This is a genomic window from Pseudoalteromonas sp. TB41 (assembly GCF_000497975.1).
Classification (GTDB): Bacteria; Pseudomonadota; Gammaproteobacteria; order Enterobacterales; family Alteromonadaceae; genus Pseudoalteromonas; species Pseudoalteromonas tetraodonis.
Map to the genome: position 1 here is coordinate 1 of NZ_AUTH01000071.1, position 20,139 is coordinate 20,139.

Sequence of the window (20,139 nt, forward strand, 5' to 3'; positions counted from 1 at the left end):
TATAATAATATAAATATTAACTGCAGTGGGCGTAATAACAACCAAATGGCTCAACTGTCAGTGTTTCATTATCAAGCTTTGCGTTGTGATGAGAAAGGTCGCTATGTTCATTTTCAACACTTGCATTAATAGTAAGTTTTGCTTGTGAAGCACTCAAATTGAATACACACAACATTTTTTCATCGTTTAGAGTACGGTAAAACGCTAAGATTGGCTCTTCGGTTTGTAAAAACTCAATATCACCTTCAAGTAATACAGGCTGGTTTTTACGCCATGCCATAAATTCACGGTACGCATTTAATATTGAGTTTGAATCATTCTCTTGCTCAGCAACTGCTTGCAGCCTATGTTGTTGATCAACAGGTAACCACGGTTTTACTTCACTAAAGCCCGCATTGTGAGCATTGGCATGTGAGCTATCAAGGTTTTCCCAAGGCATTGGGGTACGACAACCATCACGGCCTTTAAAGTTTGGCCAAAACGTAATGCCGTATGGGTCTTGTAAATCTTCAAACGCAACGCTTGCTTCACCGAGCCCGAGTTCTTCACCTTGATACATACACACGCTACCACGTAACGAGGCCAATAGGGCGGTTAACATCTTACATTGCGCAGGGTTTACTTCACCCGTTTCGCTCCAACGACTTGCAACGCGCTCTACGTCATGGTTACTAAATGCCCAGCAAGGCCAGCCTTCAGTCATACGTTGTTCAAGTGTAGTAACGGTGTTTCTTATATATTCACTCGAGTAGTCATCAGTTAGTAGCTCAAAGCTGTAACCCATGTGCAGTTTATCGCCGCCTTGGGTGTATTCTGCCATGGTGGCTAATGAATCTTCAGATGAAATTTCACCCAGTGACACGGTTCCTGGGTATTTATTGAGCAAGGTGCGAATATCACGCATAAACTCAATGTTTTCTGGCTGTGTGTTGTTGTAGTAGTGATACTGAAAAGCATACGGATTATCTTCACTAAAACCACGGCCCTGACGCTTTTCTTTTGGTTTTGCAGGATTATCACGAAGCTTTGCGTCATGGTAACAAAAGTTAATTGCATCTAACCTAAAACCATCAACGCCTTTTTTAAGCCAAAACTCAACATTATCTAATACAGCTTGGCGAACATCAGGGTTATGAAAGTTAAGATCTGGCTGTTCCGTGAAAAAGTTATGTAAGTAGTATTGTCCACGACGCGGCTCCCATTGCCATGCACCGCCACCAAAAATAGACAACCAGTTGTTTGGTGCTGTTCCGTCTTCTTTAGCATCGGCCCATACATACCAATCAGCTTTATCGTTGGTTAAATCTTCACGGCTATCAATAAACCATTGGTGTTGATCTGAGGTGTGACTAAGCACTTGGTCTATAATAATTTTAATATCGCGTTGATGTGCTTGCGCAATGAGCTCATCAAAATCATCTAAGTTACCAAAAAGGGGGTCGATATCGCGATAGTCGCTAATATCATAACCAAAATCTTTCATAGGTGATTTAAAGAAAGGTGAGATCCAGATAGCATCCACCCCTAAGCTTTTAATGTAATCAATGCGATTAATTATCCCTTTTAAGTCACCAATGCCATCGTTGTTGCTATCTTGAAAGCTACGCGGATAAACCTGATAAATAACCGCACCTTTATACCATTGCTTTTGGGCCATGCCTTTCTCCGTTTTCACACTGTCTTTGTGTTGTTCTTTTTTAGAGGTGTTAATCCTCGTTTATTTGAAAAAGCATACTTGAAGCCCGTCATACTGTAAAAAGTCTGCATACGTATGCACCGTTTTAAGGCCATTAAAAGAGGTTAAATCAATCGCTTATTTCATCGATTTTAACGCCGGTTTATTGAATATCTCTTTACCAATTTGGTTTGTTAAATTGTTAATTTATTGTTTGCGTTATTTAGGTGCTTAAAAATAAGGGGGTGCACTAAATTGGTGATTATTAATATTGGTCTTACCAATTGTACATAAATAAATGTTCTCCATAATAATAAATTAGAAAATAAAATAGCGTCGTGTCACTTTATTTATGTTTAATGACACACTTATTTTATCAAAAAATAAATAATGACTATCATTAAAGCTATAAATGCTAATTGCACTAAAATAACTCATAATAAAACAGTCACTTATAAAATAGCGTGTAAATTTAATGTTAACTTAATGCGTGTAGCGTAACTTTGAATACGTATGCATAAAGTTGTTAATAAAATAATACGAGCGTTAGTATTAATCCTGACAACAAAATAAGCTCGCAGGCTTAACTATCACTTAAGCAAGTAAGCGGGTATCACATTATGGGTAACGGGAAAACATTATGGCTATGTTCAAACCAAGTATACTAACGCTAGCATTAACTGCTGCCGGACTATCAAGCTTTGCCACCACTGCGGCACAAGAAGAAACAATAAAAAATGATGATGTAGAAATCATTGAAGTTAAAGGTTTTCGCGGTAGTGTTGTTGAATCAATTAATACTAAGCGTTTTTCAACACAGGTTGTTGAGTCAATTTCTGCAGAAGATATTGGTAAACTTCCAGATTCATCTATTGCAGAGTCAATCGCACGTTTACCAGGTTTAACAGCACAACGTCTTGATGGTCGTGCTAGTCGTGTAAGTGTTCGTGGTTTTAGTGAAAACGAAAGTGCAACCACCTTTAATGGCCGTGAGCAGGTATCTATTGGTGACAACCGTGGTGTTGAGTTTGACCTTTACCCGTCAGAAATTATGAGCGGTGTAACTGTTTATAAAACGCCAAGTGCTAGCATTGAAGCAGAAGGTATTGCCGGTGTAATTGATATGCAAACGGTAAAGCCTTTAAGTAAAGGTGAGCAAGTGATCATGTTTAATGGTCAGTATGAGCAAACTAGCTTTGATAAATTAAACCCAGATGGCGATGACAAAGGTTTTCGTGGTACCGTTTCATACATAGATCAGTTTGCAGATGACACCATAGGTGTTGCATTTGCTTACAATACTATGAGCTCACCAAACCAAGAAAAGCGTTGGAATTCTTGGGGTTACCCTGAGTTTACAGGAAATGATGGACAAAACTATTCAATTTTAGGCGGCGCTAAACCTTTCGTACGTTCGTCAACCCTTGAGCGTGACTCAGTTATGCTTGTTGTTGAAGCTGCACCAAATGACCGTTTAAACATGACGTTTGATGCACTATATGTAGATTTCAACGATGAAAAAATCTTACGTGGTATTGAAGTACCTTTCGCTTGGGGTCAAGGTAGCATCGACCCAAATAGTGTTACTGTTGATGAGCAGTCTGGCTTTATTACCAGTGCAGTAACCGAAGGTCAGCGCGTTGTTGTGCGAAATGACTATGAAGAGCGTAAAGCAGAGCTATCACAATTTGGTTTTAACGCTAAATACGATATAAATGATGAGTGGTCAGTTGAATTTGATGCCAGCCGCTCAGAAGTAGATCGTACGATTTGGAGTATTGAAAGCTACTCTGGTACGGGCCGTGGTGATTCAAATGGTGTTGCTGATAACATAGGGTATGCATTTGACGGCGGAAATACGGGTGCACAATTTACTCATCAGCTTGATTACAGCGACTATGACCTAATTCAATTAGGCGGCCCATTATCGTGGGGCAGCAGTGCTGCGCTTAATAATAAGTACGGCTTAAATGATACACCTTATCAAAATACCGCACAAGATGGCTTTATTAATGCCCCAGAAATTAGCGATGAGCTTTCAACGCTTAAGTTAGCGGCCAGTAAAGTACTAGAAAACGAATACTTTAGCCGTATTAATTTTGGTTTATCTTACCGCGACCGTGAGAAAGTAAAACAGTCTGAAGGTTACTTCATGACTTTAAAAGATTTCTCGTTAGATAACCCAGGTATGGTATCAGTACCAGAGCAATACCGTTTAGGCTCAGCAAGTTTAGACTTTATTGGCATGGGGGATATGATTGCTTATGACACTAATGGCCTAGTAAATGATGGTTATTATGATCTACTACAAGAAAGCTTAACGGATCAAAAACATTTAACCCGTTCGTGGACGGTACAAGAAGAAGTTACCGCTGCATTTATTCAAGCAGATATTAATGCAGAGATTGGTGGCATACCGGTAACAGGTAATGTGGGTATACGCTATGTACGCACTGAGCAATCTTCGCAAGGCTTTGAAGCATCAAATATTAATGGTTTAGTGGTAGCATCACCTACCGACATTAGCCACGACTATTCAAATGTATTGCCAAGCTTGAACTTATCTTTTGCAATCGACCAAGAGCAAACAATTCGTTTTGGTGCGGCTAAAACAATTTCTCGTGCTCGCCTTGATGAAATGCATGCATCGATTGAAACAAGTTATAACAGCGAAAAGCCAGACGAAAATGGTAACTACTGGTCGATTTCTGGTGGTAATGCAGAGCTTGAACCAAAAGAAGCAACAGGCTTTGACTTAACATACGAAAACTACTTTGATGCAGAAGGGTACTTTTCAGCAGCGTTATTTTATAAAGACATTGACCAATGGATTTTTGATGAGCGTTACGATGTAGATGTAACTGGTAAAGAAGATCCAGCAACGGGTGAAGTCCCACCTGCGGATAGAAATACAGCAACTCGCTCAAGTAAAGTCAACGGTGGTGATGGTAATTTATGGGGCTATGAGCTTTCATTATCATTCCCTTTCAGCGTATTACACGAATCGTTAGAAGGTTTTGGTTTAATTGCCAGCCACACCAGCGTTGAGCAAGACTTGCAAGATCAAAACGGAAACGATTACGAACTACCAGGTTTGTCAGACAAAATTGATAGTTTAACTGTGTACTTCGAACGCAATGGTTTCCAAGCACGTACTAGCATGCGTAAGCGTAGTGACTTTAAAGGTGATATCTACGGTTCAGGTTTTGCCACACAACAAGTTGATATACTTGGTGAGACTATTTGGGATGCGCAAGTAGGCTATGATTTTGCTGATTCTGGTATTGCTGGTTTTGAAAACTTGTCGATGACATTCCAAATTCAAAACATTACCGAAGAAGCGTTTACTTCATTGCAAGGCGATAATGCGCTGCAAGTGCGTGACTACCAAGATTATGGCCGTACTTACTTACTCGGTGTAAGTTACAAGCTATAATTTAAGTTGTTTTTAAAAGCCCTTGTGATTTGTTTTACAGGGGCTTTTTTATAGTGACTTTACCTAATAAATTATTTAAGCGGCTTTAATACACAGCAAAACGTGGACAAACATATGAAACCAATAAAACACGTCGTCATTGCAGGCGGTGGTACAGCTGGATGGATAGCCGCTGCACTGTTAAATAAAGTATTAGGTAAAGTAATTAATATTACCCTTATTGAATCAAGTAGCATTGGTACTATAGGTGTGGGAGAGGCCACTATTCCTCCTATTATTGGGCTTAATAATGCGCTCGGTATTAATGAGCAAGATTTTATAAATGCTACTAATGCGTCTATCAAACTGGGTATAGAGTTCGAAAATTGGAAAACACCAGGGCATAGCTACATGCATGCATTTGGCTCGTTTGGTAAAGATTTTCCCTTTTGTGACTTTTATAATTTTTGGGTAAAAGGACACATTAATGGCAGCGAGGATTCTTTATGGGATTTTTCTCTTAACTATCAAGCCGCTAAACAGCACAAATTTACGCTACTAAATACTATTCCTAATACTCAATTACCAGGACTTAGTTATGCTTTTCATTTTGACGCCACTTTATATGCTGAATATTTAAAAAATCTTGCATTATCACGTGGCGTTAAACACATTGATGCAAAAATAGAACGCGTTAATCAATTCCCTGAGACAGGTAATATCTCCAACTTAACACTTGACGATAATAGCCAAATCCAAGGGGATTTATTTATAGATTGCACTGGCCAGCGCGCACTTTTAATTGAGCAAACTCTCAATACGGGGTTTGTTGATTGGTCGCATTATTTACCTTGCGATAGTGCTGTTGCAGTGCAATCAACAGGCAGCAACGAATTAAAGCCCTATACGCGCTCCATAGCACATGACGCAGGCTGGCAGTGGCAAATTCCGCTACAAAACCGAACAGGTAATGGCTTAGTGTATTGCAGCCGCTATTTATCGGATGAGTCAGCAACCGCACTTTTATTAAATAACTTACCGGGTGACCCAACAACAAGCCCGCGTTTAATTAAATTTAAAACAGGTCGACGTTTAAAGCAGTGGCATAAAAATGTAGTCGCAGTAGGGCTCTCTAGTGGATTTTTAGAGCCCTTAGAGTCTACTAGTATTCACTTAATACAAAGTGCGGTCACACGTTTAATTAAGTTGTTTCCTCATAATGGGGTTAGTGATGCGTTAGTAACTGAATTTAATAAGCAAAGCATCACCGAAATCGAGCATATTCGTGACTTCATTATTTTGCACTATAAATTAACTGAGCGAGAAGACACCCCATTTTGGCGTCAATGTAAGCAAATGGAAATTCCTCAATCGTTAGCGCATAAAATGGATTTATTTAAACAAACGGGCAAAGTAGTGCGCGAAAACGACGAGTTATTTGCAGAAGTAGCTTGGCAGCAAGTATTTATAGGTCAAGGCCTAATACCAGATGACTATAACAGTATTGTTGATTCATTAAGCAGTGAACAACTAACGGATTTATTCGCAACGTTAAAAACCCTAATAAATTCAACGGTAGATAAACTACCTACTCATAAAGAGTTTTTAGCTAAGTTAAAAACAAACTAAGTGGCGTGACGTGGTGCTTTAGTTGCGGGTTAATTGTCACTGAATATGGCTGTGAATACGTATGCAGCAACTGTAACCAAGCCTTACTTAGCTTTAGTATAAACCTATAACAACACTGAAATAAAAATGACACACACAATGAAAAAAAGATTCTACACGCCGTTGCTTATATGCAGCGCATTGCTGGTGCACGGTTGCAGTGATGGCAAAGAGACAAAAACAGATTTGTTAGTTAAGCAAACAGACCCAGTTAAGCCAGTGGTATATCAAGTATTTACTCGTTTATTTGGTAACACCCAAACCGCTAATGTGCCATGGGGAACCAAAGAGCAAAATGGAGTTGGTAAGTTTGCTGATTTTAACGACGAGGCATTAAAAGGCATTAAAGAGCTAGGTACCACGCATGTGTGGTACACCGGCGTTTTGCATCATGCCTTGGTGGGTGATTACACTGATTACGGTATAAAACAAGATGATCCTGATGTGGTAAAAGGGCGTGCAGGTTCGCCTTACGCAATAAAAGATTATTACGATGTAAACCCTGATTTGGCAATCAATGTTACCAATAGACTCGAAGAGTTCAGTGCTCTAATTGAGCGTACTCATGAGCATGACATGAAAGTAATTATTGATATTGTTCCTAATCATGTAGCACGAGATTATCACTCAATAGCAAAGCCTAACGGCGTGAAAGACTTTGGTGAGGACGATGATACCAGCAAGGCGTATGCTAAAAATAATAATTTTTACTATGTACCGGGTGAATCATTTAAAGTACCAACAAGCGACAGTTACCAAGTGTTAGGTGGCAACAAACACCCTTTAGCCGATGGTCAATTTAATGAAATCCCAGCAAAATGGACTGGCAATGGTGCACGTGCTCCAAAGCCTGATATAAACGACTGGTACGAAACGGTAAAAGTTAACTACGGTGTTAAACCCGATGGTAGTTTAGACTTTCCAACTTTACCTAAGTCGCTTGAAAACCAAGATTACCGTGCACATTATGAATTTTGGCAAGATAAAGAACTGCCAAATAGTTGGTATAAATTTAGAAATATTGCCCTTTATTGGTTAGATAAAGGGGTTGATGGCTTTCGCTATGATATGGCTGAAATGGTACCTGTTGAGTTTTGGAGCTTTTTAAATTCATCAATAAAAACACATAAACCCGATGCGTTTCTACTCGCCGAAGTATATAACCCGTTGATGTACCGCACCTATATTCACCAAGGTAAAATGGATTACTTGTATGACAAAGTAGGTTTTTACGACACCTTAAAAGCCATAATGCAAGGTAAACAATCCGCTAATACGTTATTTAAAGCGCAAGCTGAAGTGGCAGACATTGAACAGCACATGCTGCATTTTTTAGAAAACCATGACGAACAACGTATCGCAAGTCCTGACTTTGCTGGCGACGCTGCATGTGGTAAACCGGCTATGGTGGTTTCTAACTTAATTAGTCGTTCGCCAACCTTGCTTTATTTTGGCCAAGACGTAGGTGAAGATGGATCAGAAAACGCAGGCTTTGGTTCGCCTACACGCACCAGTATTTTTGATTACATTGGCGTACCAGCGCACCAAGCATGGATGAATAATGGCAAGTTTGATGGCGCAAATTTAACTCCTGAGCAAGCACAGTTACGTCAATACTATATCGCAATTATGGAACTTAATGGCTTACCTGCTGTTGTTGCCGGTGATATGGCACCCTTGATGGTAACAGGCAGTGATAGAGTGGTGGGTTTTGTACGCACCCTAGGGCAGCAATCATTATGGGTGCTGAGCAACTTTAGCCAGCAAGCGCAAACAGTCACTATTACGCTCACGCCAAATCAAGCAACAATGCTCAAACCAAACTCCACGCTATACGACCTACTAGAGTCGCATAACGGTATTTTGGTGAGCGATGATAAACAAAGTACAACCTTTACGCTGACCCTTGATGCACTCAGTAGTGCCGTTTTAACAAATAAGGCTGATCATGAATTATAATAACAAACCAACCTTAAGCTTTTGGCAAATATGGAATATGTGCTTTGGCTTTTTAGGCATTCAATTTGGCTTTGCACTGCAAAACGGTAACGTAAGCCGTATATTTCAAACACTTGGCGCTAATGTCGACGATATTCCTATTTTATGGGTTGCAGCGCCACTCACCGGCTTAATTGTGCAACCAATTATTGGTTATTGGAGTGATAAAACCTGGGGCAAATTAGGCCGCCGTCGTCCTTTCTTTTTATACGGCGCTATATTAACCACGTTATCGCTTTTTATTATGCCAAATTCTCCTACGCTTTGGATTGCTGCAGGTATGCTGTGGATTATGGATGCGTCAATTAACGTTACCATGGAACCGTTTCGTGCTTTAGTAGGCGACAATTTGCCAAACAAGCAGCGCGCCACAGGCTATGCCATGCAAAGCTTTTTTATTGGCGTAGGAGCAGTGGTTGCATCAGCACTCCCTTGGATGATGACTAACTGGTTTGATATTGCTAATACCGCACCGATTGGTCAAATTCCTGATTCTGTAAAGTATTCGTTTTACTTTGGTGGGGTTATTTTATTTATTGCAGTTGGCTGGACTATTGTCACTACAAAAGAGTACTCACCCGAGCAGCTTGCACAATTTAATCAACAAGAATCACAAACAACACAAACCAATATTACTAATAGCGTAAACTTTACCAAAGGTGGCGTTATTTTTAGCGGCTTAGGTTTGCTTGTTTTAGCCACGGTATTAGGGCTGGATCTGGAAAAAGAACTTTACTTGCTGGCTGCTGGCTTAGTTAGTTTTGGTGTTATTCAATTTATTGCAGCGGCATTAAAAGCTAAACAGCACACTAGCAGCGGTTTTTATAATGTAGTGAATGATGTATTCACTATGCCTGAGGCGATGAAGCAATTAGCATGGGTACAATTTTTTAGTTGGTTTGCGTTATTTGCTATGTGGATTTACAGCACGTCAGCGGTTACTAGCTTTCATTACGGTAGTACCGACACCAGCTCGTTAGCGTACAACAACGGTGCAGATTGGGTGGGCATATTATTCGCCGCTTACAACGGCTTTGCCGCGATTGCTGCTTTATGTATCCCGATCATTGTTAAACGCGTGGGATTAAAAGTAGCACATGCACTTAACCTTATTTTAGGTGCGCTAGGCCTAGCGAGCTTTATGTTTATAAAAGATCCAAGCTTACTTATTTGGCCAATGATAGGCGTAGGTTTTGCGTGGGCGTCTATTTTGTCGTTGCCTTACGCCATGTTAAGTACCTCAGTACCGAGTCATAAAATGGGCGTTTACATGGGTATTTTCAACTTTTTCATTGTGATCCCACAATTATTAGCCGCTAGCGTACTGGGGTTAATATTACGCCACTTTTTTGAAAACCAACCTATTTACGCATTAGTACTGGGCGCTGTGTCGTTTGTACTTGCAGCGGTTGCGGTATTGCGTGTTAAGCACACTCAGTAACGTAACGAGTAAACTGAAATTAATTAAGGCTTTAAAATGAAAAAATTAAATACAATTACCACCAGTTTATTAATGCTTGGTTTAACAGCTTGTGGCGCGCAGCAAGAGCCATCAAACAGCGCTGTAATGCAGGTATCGGCACCGGGAGCCCCTGGGGCAGAACCATTTTGGGCTTATGCAGGTAAAACCGGTATTGGCACATCATTTGAGCAATATCAAAATGGCCATTACAGTGATGAGGCCCCTACAGGAACGGTGTCAAAAGTATGGTTCTCAATTGCCAAAGGTATGATCACCGAAACGATGTTTGGGCTTATTCACCAAGCGCAAATTAAAGACATGCAATTTGTGGTAGTAGGAAAAGATTTTACAGTCACAGAAGCTGACGATTTAGACGTTACCATTGACTACTTATACAAAGACGATAAAGGCCGCCCGTTATCATTAGCTTACAAAGTAGTAAGCAAAGATAAGCAAGGCCGCTTTAGCCTCGAAAAACACATATTTACCGATCCTGATGGGCAAAGCTTATTTGTACGCAGTATTTTTAATACCGAACTTGAAGGTGTTAAGGCATACGTAACCGTTAACCCGTATGTTGATAATAACGGCCTTGATGATTTTGCTAAAACTACAGAACAAGGGCTGCTGGCATGGCAAGACAACAGCTACCTTTCATTACAAGGTGCGCAGCCATTTAAACAAACGAGTGTTGGTTTTACAGGTGTAAGCGATGGTTTAAGCCAGCTTAAAACAACTCAGCAGCTCACTCAGGTTTATAAAAATACCGGTGAACAATCGGGTAATGTTAGCCTACTTGCAGAGCTGGGTGAAATTGGTGAAAACAGCCAGTTCGATTTAACCCTAAGCTTTGGTAATAGCGAACAAACCAGCTTTAAACAAGGCCAAGCTACGTTAGCCAAAGGTTACCAAGCGGTGCTTGATAATTACAACGGTAAAGGCGAAGCGCTTGGTTGGCAAGACTACCTGCAAAGCCTTGCACCGCTAAATAACATGAGCGAACAAACCGCAGATAACGGCAAGTTACTTTACACCAGTGCCATGGTACTTAAATCGCAAGAAGATAAAACTCATGCAGGTGCGCTTATTGCCTCATTATCTAACCCATGGGGCGAAACCGTATCGGCTAAAACAGGCTCTACTGGTTACAAAGCGGTGTGGGTGCGCGACTTTTATCAAGTTGCCATGGCGTTTATGGCCATGGGCGATAATGCGACCGCTAAAACCGCCTTCGGATACCTTGAAAAAGTTCAAGTAAACAGCAAAACCCCAGGCAATAAAGGCGATACAGGGTGGTTTTTACAAAAAACACATGTTGATGGTGAACTAGAATGGGTGGGCGTACAACTTGACCAAACTGCAATGCCACTCATGCTTGCTTGGAAACTTCATCAAGCTGATGTTTTAACAGATGCAGAGCTGAGCGATTGGTATAGCCGTATGTTAAAGCCCGCGGCAGACTTTTTAGTTGAGGGTGGCCGTGCAAACATTCTATGGAACGATACACAAATAACGCCGCCAGCCACTCAGCAAGAACGCTGGGAAGAGCAAGAAGGGTATTCGCCATCAACCACCGCCGCGGTTGTTGCTGGTTTAATTACTGCAGCCGATATCGCTAAACTAGCAGGTGATAATGCCAATGCAGCACGTTACCTAAATACAGCTAAGCGTTATAACAATGATATTGAAAAATTAATGTTTACAACGGCTGGTAATTTAGAGTCGAGCGCTTCTGATGGTGAATATTTTATTCGCATTGGCCAAGACAAAGACGCCAATTCAAATACTAAAATTAACGCTAATAATGGCCGTGAAGGGTTTAATAAAAAGCAAATACTCGATGGTGGATTTTTAGAACTGGTTCGCTATGGCGTGCGTGATGCACTAGCGCCTAGCATAGTAAAAACACTCCCAGAATATGATGACGAAACCCTAACCGATAACCTACAAGTTAAATACAGCTTTGAGTTTACTGATGGCAGCGGCACATTTGCAGGATACCGCCGCTATGGTAACGACGGGTACGGTGAAGATGAAGTAACTGGCGCTAACTATGCGCAAGGTGGAAAAAATAGCCCAGGGCAACGTGGGCGAGTTTGGCCATTTTTTACCGGTGAACGGGGCCATTATGAAATTGCCGCCGCAAATGCTAATAATACCTTAGATGCAACAAAACAGCAGGCTATTAAAAATAGCTATGTAAAAGGGCTAGAGCAATTTGCTAACGAAGGTATGATGCTACCAGAACAAGTATGGGATGGCGTAGGCGTAAATAAAGCAGGATACACGTTAGGCGAGGGTACAAACTCGGCCACACCACTGGCGTGGACGCATGCTGAATACGTGAAGCTAGTGCGCTCACTAAGCGACAAACAAGTATGGGATCATTATCCGGTGGTAACTAAAGCACTAAAATAACCACAAACTATCCGCAGTTCAGGTTAATTAACATAGCCGTAGTAAAATACGGCTATGTTATTTATTACAATAATAACGAGGCTGAAATGAAAACATTTACCTTGAGCGCATTAGCATTAGCAATCATGCTAACAGGCTGCCAAAGCGCACCATCATTAAATAACAACACGAATAACACCGAAACATCGCAATTAAATACTAAACAACAAGCAAGCCCGTGGTGGGAAAGCGCCATTTTTTACCAAATTTGGCCACGCAGCTTTTACGATAGCGATGCTGATGGTCATGGCGACTTTAACGGTATGACCCAAAAGCTCCCGTATTTACAAGAGCTCGGCGTAAATGCACTGTGGTTAACCCCCATGTTTGAAGCACCGTCGTATCATGGCTATGATTTTACTGAATTTTACCAAGTAGAAAACGACTACGGCAGCATGGCCGAGTTTGAAGCCTTTATAAAAGCCGCTGATGATAAAGGCATGAAAGTCATACTTGATTTAGTTATAAACCATATATCAAGTAACCATGAATGGTTTCAGCGTTCAGCAAAACAAGAAGCCCCTTATGCTGATTACTTTATTTGGCGCGACGATATGCCAAAAGCCGGAAGTGGCTGGGGCCACGCATGGAGTAATAACGACCAACCCGACGCAGTATGGCATTGGAATGAAACACGTCAGCAGTATTACTATGGTGCGTTTGGAGCCAGCCAACCTGACTTGAACTTACGCCACCCTGATGTTGTTGCCGAAATGGAAAAAATGGCTAAGTTTTGGCTTGATAAAGGGGTTGCTGGCTTTAGATTAGACGCAGTACGTTTTGCAATGGAAGGTGGCGCAGATGCGCAAGCCGATACCGACGAAACCATTGCATATTGGCAGCACTTTAATCAGTATGTAAAAAGTGTAAACCCTGAGGCATATTTGGTGGGTGAAGCCTGGGCTGACATTCCCGTTGCAGCAAAATACTTTGGCGAAGGTAAAGGCCTCGATCAAGGCTTTGATTTTGAAGTGGGCTATAAAATACTGGGCTTATTAAAACCTGAAGCCAGTGGTGAAGCGCAATTTGGCACCATGCAATCTAATCAACAAGTGGATACAGTTGATGCCAATGTGCTCAAACAAAATTTACAACAGCGTATTGATTCAACTGCACCGCTTGATTTTTTTGCACCGTTTTTAACTAATCACGACCAAGAACGTGTGGCTTATCAACTTGCAGAGCACGACGATAAAGCAAAACTTGCCGCCGCCATGTTATTTAGCTCTCCTGGCACGCCGTATATTTACTACGGTGAAGAAATTGGCCTAACACAAGGTGGCACAGGTCACGATGTGTATAAACGCGCGCCAATGCAGTGGGATAACAGCAATCAAGCAGGTTTTACTCAAGCTCAAACAAGTTGGGTTGAGCAGGCTGAACTGTTTGGTGATAGCTACACCCAGTGGTGGCCTGAATTTTTATCAAAGCAAATTAATGCTGCTGATCGCAATGTAAAAACGCAACAAGCACAATCTGATTCACTGTGGCGTTTATATCAGCACTTAATTGCATTAAAAAAACAGCGCCCAGAGCTTAGTATTAAAGGCAGTTATGAATTAACGCAACACAACAACGGCCTTGTTGAAATAACCCGCGAGTTAAACGGCAGTAAAAGTATGTTTGTGCTTAACTTAACCGCTAACCCGCAAAGCGTGAGCAGCATCAAACGCGATGATTTAACGCCAAACTGGCAACACGACCTAAATGACGAGCAACTCGCTGGTTACGGTTTGTTGTTACTGAATAACACACTGTAAATAAAACACACACAAAAGGGGCTAACATACGTTAGCCCCTTTAGGTAAAAGTGCTTTTATTGCATTCCCTCCAAGTTATAGCTCATTTTAATGAATCATAAGTAGCTTAACTTCTTCTTACGTCATGGCGCTTATCATGAAAATCACTATAAGATGCAATCCATCACAGGTAGGTATTTACGGTACGTAATGAATACTGATGTACCAACATAGATTCAGCGATGTAATTTAAAAATGGGAGGCGCGTTTTCATGTCATTACCAATGTCGGTGGCTGTGTAAATATACAGTGTGGTTGTTTTTCTCTCATATTCAAGAAAATGAGCGATGAGCGCATTTTCTTCTTTGTAATTATATTTAGTAGCAAGAAATAATTATAGCTAGCAATGAGTTAAGTTATTTGTTAAAAAGTAATTAATGAATATATTAGCGTGCGTTGGCAGAAATATACGCGACGAGCGCACTATAAAATTGTTAGTTTTCACGGAAGAATTTCGCATATGAATGAAAATTTGAGAAATAATACACAATGGATTACTAATATTTTAACAAGTATTGGTGTGATAGCAGCTATAGCTTTCTCTTTTTACAACTCTCAATACAAGCCTAACGAAGCTAATTTACAGATATCAGAATCATATCTAAAAGAGTATAGAAAAGTAGTTGCATATAATGGCGGTCAAGGTTTGTGTTTAGATTTCTCGCTGCATTTCCCTAAAGCATTAAAATCAGCTTTGCTATTTTCAAATTACGAAGAAACATCACTTACAAATGTTGAAGTAGCATGTGATCAAAAAAATACTTGTACATCTGCAATTCCGAGAATAAAAACTACTACGTTAGCAGCAGAGTGCAAAAACGGTGTTTGTACTTCATTTGTTGGGGTACTTAAGCCAAATGAGTCTGTTGCCTTTTTATTTGCAAACTTGCCTAGCAATGAAGTCAGTGTTTCTTGTGTCGATCAGCAAGTGTACAGTGAAAACTAACAAAGCGCTTAAGCCTCTCCCTTCGGTCGCTGGGACGCCTATACGCGGGGCGGCTTCGCCATTATGCCTCACGTATCGGCGCCCCTTAGCTTAAAGTTAAGCTGCTTTTTAAGTATGAGGTTTAACTTAATTGAAAGTTTATAAATACCTGCCGTTTTCGAGCGGATCCAAATGCATTTTGACTGACGGGACTATGAAGTTTAGTCATCATTCGGAGTTTAACGATCCATTTGATTGTAAAACTGTATACGATATCGAAAAGTCCATAGCGTACTTAAAATCTCGTCCCGATTTATTTAAAGAGGCGGGAAGACGATTAAAACTCTCTCCTGCTCAAAGATTAAGTAAAAGAAAGCAAATGGAGCATGGTATAAAACGTTCATTGAAGAGCGGTGAATTTCGTGACGGAGTAATTGGAGAAGTTTGAATATGCTGTTTGACTAAAAAGCCAGATAATATATTAATGTGGTCACATTATGCTGAGAATCATGAAGGTTTTGTCGTTGAATTCACCGTTGATGATAGCCCTCAAAATATCTACATGAATAATGTTGAAGAGCTACTTTTTGGTTGGGATGTTGAGTATACCAAAGACATGCCGATAATTACTGCTGGAGAGAGGGGTTTTAACGCCGTCAAAGATGTGTTTCTTATGAAGTCACCGGACTGGAGTTACGAAGCGGAGTATCGAGTTTTATCGATGAAAAAAGTGCAGGGATTCATGCTTTTGACCAGAAGCGAATTTCTAAGGTCATAGCGGGAGTTAAGATGCCTGAGCAAGCATTTGAAGAACTCAATGAACTCGTCAATCAATTGAATAACAAAATTGGTGGTAATGTGGAGTTAGTAAGAGCAAAAATGTCTAAAACAGAATATCGCATCCTAGCAGCTTAACAAACGCTTCAACCGGACAGTCAACGCTCGGCGGCTTTAATTACCAGCAGTTAGCTTTGGTGATTATGGCGTGCTAATTCGAGTTTTGTGGTGGCGTTGTCTGCTAGTTAAGAGGGCGTTAGGTATAAAAGGTTCGGCATAAACTAATAAATATAATGAATAAAATAAATCTTAAAAATAAATTTTCTATATCTGAAAGTCTACTTTACTTCGAAGGAACGATTATCCCTTTTGAAGAAATAGAGTTTTGCAAATGTATTGGAATCGGAGCTAACGGTATTGTGTTTGAAGCTAAGGATATCAACTTAGATCGAAAGATAGCCGTTAAATTCTGGAACAACAGAGGGCGTAGTGATTTCAAGAAAGCCCAAAATGAGGCCAAAAAGCTCGCATCAGTAGATCACCCATATTTTGCAAAAATATTTTCATCTGGAGTCAAATCAGGTTTGTTCTATATCACTATGGAATTTGTAAATGGAGTAAATCTTAAAGAATACCTTTTTAAAGAACCAATAACTATACTTCAAAGGTTTGGTCTTTATTGGCGCTACTCAAACGCACTCGATGCGATTTATAAAAATGAAATTTTACATGGAGATCCTCATACTGGGAATGTAATGGTATATGAAAGTAGTTTTCAAACTCCTAAACCTATAAGTTCTAAAAACTCATACCCTGATGCTTTACCTATTAATTTAGGTTTCAAAGTACTGGATTTAGGTTCTAGTTCTTTTTGGGAAGATCGTGAGAAATTTACCACATTGGATTGATTAACATGTGTAACTATTTTATGCCTAACACATATGAGCCTTAACTCTGTCAATAGGCATTAGTGTTCTTTTTGACCGTTTTATCAATTGACGGTCAATTCTAAATCAATAAACAAATTCGTTTACTTCGTCTGTCGATGCGGCTAATAAGCAAGTTGCTTACGGCAAACACATCTAGGGTGCGTTACGCAGTAATCTCTTATTGCGATCTCATCGCAGCCAGGTTTTTCCCATATCCTTTTGGGGTAGCTGGGGCACTAGACATTTATCGGTTAACCTCATCATGGCACTATTCAAGGCGGCTAGTTTCATCATTGTGATCCAGTTAGTTAGGTGCATAACGCAGTTATCAAGTCAGGTGTAAGCGACTTTGTTTATTGTATTAATGCACGCGTACTGAGGGTCTAATCAAGGCAAGTGGCTTTGGTCTGTAGGCATATAATCAGGTTAAACCTTGTTGGTAATTAACTCACCCAATTGATTGATGCTCAGCCTTATATCCAGATAGATGTTCAGCTCACTCAGTACCGTGACTAACTCTTTAAGAATTTTGCTTCATCGAATACCGTCTCTTTTTTAAGCATATAATAGACGCAGCGCCAAGCTTATGTGCAAGCGCAGACAGTGCTTTGGCTTTGCTCATTCGCTTTTGTAGTTTTTCAAGGTATTTGTTGGCGTTTTGATTGTGACGCAGCAGCAATACAGCGGCTTCGGAGAACGCCCATTTCAGCTGTGCATTGCCAATTTTGTTACCTTGGGTGCCATAGGTTTTACCAGTAGATTCCGTTTTTAGTTTTACAAGTCAGCATAAAGCGTGAGCCTTTGTGCGCCAAGAAATCGATTGATATTTCTAATTTCATAAATAGTTCGTCTTGTTATTAAATTAACGATTTATTGCGTGATGGGTGTGTGAAGTATTAAAAAGATAAAACTTATCACAACAAATTGTTATTGAGATGGTTGCCTTTCGATTAGCTACTTGGTTTATTTGTTTTAACATTATTAACATTATTAGCATTATTAGCATTATTAACATTATTAACATAAAAAGGTTATATTCAGTCATCTTCTAATAGTAAAGGGGCAAAATTAGCCCCTTTAATTTTTAAAAGAATTAACTTTTGGGTTTTTAGTTATTTAAGACTACATTTATTATCAAACCATGATAATAACTCAGTGTAGAATTCTTTTTTATGTGCATAGAAAAGTGAATCCGAGAAATGGTCAGCATCTTCTAGCTCTATATATTTAAAGTCTTTTTTATACTTTTCCAGCTCAGAAACAAAATCACGACTATGTTTAATTGGTACTCTACTGTCGATATCACCGTGAATAATCAATATAGGAACATTTACTTTATCAACTTGTTCTACAGGAGATACACCAGAAATAGTAGGGCGTTGTAAAATACTTAAAAATCGGTTTTCGTTTAAAGTTGCATTAATTCGACTTAGATCACTAACCCCAGCACCTGCAACAACGCATTGATAAATATTATTTTCACGCATAGAAGCTGCAAAAGCGGCATATCCGCCATAACTCCAACCAAATAGCGCGAGTTTATCTTTTGTAGCTAAGCCTTTTTCGACTAAATACTGTGCGGCATCGTCAAGATCATCTTGTTTCTTAAGACCCCAATTATTATCGCCTGCTATCCAATGCTCAAGCCCATAGCCAGTTGAACCACGATAATTTGGTTGAATTACTACATAACCATGATAAGCGAGCAGCTGAGCCCAATCATCAAAAATAATAGAGTCACGAACCCAAGGTCCACCATGTGGTAAGACAACCGCAGGGTGAGGGCCCTTAGTTGCAGGAATTGTCACATAAGCTTTTATATTTCGCCCATCTCTTGCTTTATAAGAGATATATTTAACAGTTCCTAACTTACTTTTATCAATAAAAGGAAGTCTATCACCAATTTTGGTTAATTTTTGTTTATTTGTCACTATGTAGTAGCTACCAGGATTATCATCAGCAGACACATTTAAAACAAGAACATTATCGTCATCAGAACGACTCATGATTCGAACAAATTTACCTTTGAATAATGAGGCAATAGACTCTTGTAATGCTTGAGCATTGGGATCTATGTAGTAATTTTTAGGTTGTTTGGTGGTGTAGCGAAAGCCCTTAATAGTACCGTCAGAATCAAGTATTACCCCATCAGTATCAACAGATTCAAGGCCAAATTGCCGAGTTGAATATTTAGCCGTTTTAATATTGTAGATATAAATACCGGTGGTGTTTTCTCCTAGATTAGCATTGATATAAACTTCATCAGGGTTGTCTTTTGTGAAGCCTAGTATCTCAAAGTTTTCACGCTTTTTGGGACTAACCTGTTTAATAACTTTCCAATCATCATCACCTTTAACACGCGCATAATGATCTATTGCATTGTCGGATTTATTCCAACCTTGTGCAATTCTGATATCACCATCGTAATCAGAAACAAATGATCCAGATATTTTTTCATTACCACGCATGATAGTAACGCTTCTACCTGTATTTATATTAAAGCGAACTACATCAGGGATGTAATTATTATTAATATCTACTTCGACTAAGACTTCATCTTTGTTGTCTGGGAGCCGATTTATTATTTGAAATTGAACATTTCGTTTGTCTTTAAAAGGTAATAACCAATCACCTTTGCCATCAGCATCTGTAATTGCAAACTTATTAACCCAATATTTCCTGTTTCCGTCTTCCAATATCTGCCTAAACATAACGCCAATTTTTTCGTCGTTTAACCATATGATAGAAGAGATGAGCATTTTATCTGCACCTAATCTAACCGGATCTTTTTCTAGGTTATTAGGATCTCTAATTTCTATTATGTAATCACCATCTTTTGTTGTTGCTCTTAATATGGCAAGGTTTTTACCATTTGGTGATGTGACAACACTTCTTATAGCTGAAGCCATAGAAAATGCATCAATACTCGAAATTTGCTCTGTTGCCTCAACTTGTTTATTAGCATAAGAATTCAAGCTTAGAACAGATAAACCTAATAATATTATTTTCTTTAATTTCATTTTATTCCCTCAAA

12 protein-coding genes and 1 pseudogene are annotated in these 20,139 nt (G+C 39.7%); 10 read left to right on the forward strand and 3 right to left on the reverse strand.

Translation table 11 applies throughout. The annotated features are described in order from the left end of the window. Positions 1-16 precede the first annotated feature (16 nt). Complete coding sequence (locus L641_RS0109500; protein ID WP_024601765.1) at positions 17-1,657, reverse strand: alpha-glucosidase family protein; 1,641 nt, start codon at positions 1,655-1,657, stop codon at positions 17-19. Positions 1,658-2,315: 658 nt separating this feature from the next. Here L641_RS0109500 and L641_RS0109505 point away from each other — a divergent pair. The 10 genes from L641_RS0109505 to L641_RS0109555 all read left to right on the forward strand — a co-directional run bounded on the left by L641_RS0109505 (position 2,316) and on the right by L641_RS0109555 (position 17,084). Beyond that, the gene (locus L641_RS0109505; RefSeq protein WP_024601766.1) at positions 2,316-5,111 is read left to right on the forward strand and encodes a TonB-dependent receptor; all 2,796 of its coding nucleotides are present in this window, start codon (positions 2,316-2,318) and stop codon (positions 5,109-5,111) included. 114 nt (positions 5,112-5,225) lie between these two features. Beyond that, positions 5,226-6,719, forward strand: a complete 1,494-nt coding sequence (locus tag L641_RS0109510) for a tryptophan halogenase family protein (protein ID WP_024601767.1) — start codon at positions 5,226-5,228, stop codon at positions 6,717-6,719. A gap of 138 nt (positions 6,720-6,857) precedes the next feature. Then, positions 6,858-8,717 (forward strand): alpha-amylase family protein, encoded by a 1,860-nt coding sequence (locus tag L641_RS0109515; RefSeq protein ID WP_024601768.1) that lies wholly within the window; start codon positions 6,858-6,860, stop codon positions 8,715-8,717. Continuing rightward, entirely contained in the window at positions 8,707-10,197 is a 1,491-nt protein-coding gene (locus L641_RS0109520; RefSeq protein ID WP_024601769.1) for an MFS transporter, read from the forward strand. Before L641_RS0109515 ends, L641_RS0109520 begins: the two co-directional genes overlap by 11 nt. A 36-nt stretch (positions 10,198-10,233) precedes the next feature. Next, positions 10,234-12,636: a glycoside hydrolase family 15 protein gene (locus L641_RS0109525; protein WP_024601770.1), complete on the forward strand. Its 2,403-nt coding sequence runs from the start codon at positions 10,234-10,236 to the stop codon at positions 12,634-12,636. Positions 12,637-12,722: 86 nt separating this feature from the next. Next, entirely contained in the window at positions 12,723-14,435 is a 1,713-nt protein-coding gene (locus tag L641_RS0109530) for an alpha-amylase family glycosyl hydrolase (RefSeq protein ID WP_024601771.1), read from the forward strand. A 499-nt stretch (positions 14,436-14,934) separates the two neighbouring features. After that, on the forward strand, positions 14,935-15,420 hold the full coding sequence (locus L641_RS0109535) for a hypothetical protein (RefSeq protein WP_024601772.1): 486 nt from the start codon (positions 14,935-14,937) through the stop codon (positions 15,418-15,420). A gap of 436 nt (positions 15,421-15,856) precedes the next feature. Then, positions 15,857-16,177 (forward strand): DUF2971 domain-containing protein, encoded by a 321-nt coding sequence (locus tag L641_RS23475; protein ID WP_212751384.1) that lies wholly within the window; start codon positions 15,857-15,859, stop codon positions 16,175-16,177. Positions 16,178-16,188: 11 nt separating this feature from the next. Beyond that, positions 16,189-16,314 (forward strand): hypothetical protein, encoded by a 126-nt coding sequence (locus tag L641_RS23735; protein ID WP_275450851.1) that lies wholly within the window; start codon positions 16,189-16,191, stop codon positions 16,312-16,314. A gap of 155 nt (positions 16,315-16,469) precedes the next feature. Beyond that, positions 16,470-17,084, forward strand: coding sequence for a protein kinase (locus L641_RS0109555; RefSeq protein WP_024601775.1), 615 nt, complete (start codon positions 16,470-16,472; stop codon positions 17,082-17,084). Between the two features lie 533 nt (positions 17,085-17,617). Here the strand turns inward: L641_RS0109555 and L641_RS22905 are convergent. Further along, positions 17,618-17,966, reverse strand: a pseudogene (locus L641_RS22905) (transposase); the annotation flags it as partial. Positions 17,967-18,217: 251 nt separating this feature from the next. Then, positions 18,218-20,125, reverse strand: coding sequence for a prolyl oligopeptidase family serine peptidase (locus tag L641_RS0109560; protein WP_024601776.1), 1,908 nt, complete (start codon positions 20,123-20,125; stop codon positions 18,218-18,220). Between the last annotated feature and the right edge of the window lie 14 nt (positions 20,126-20,139).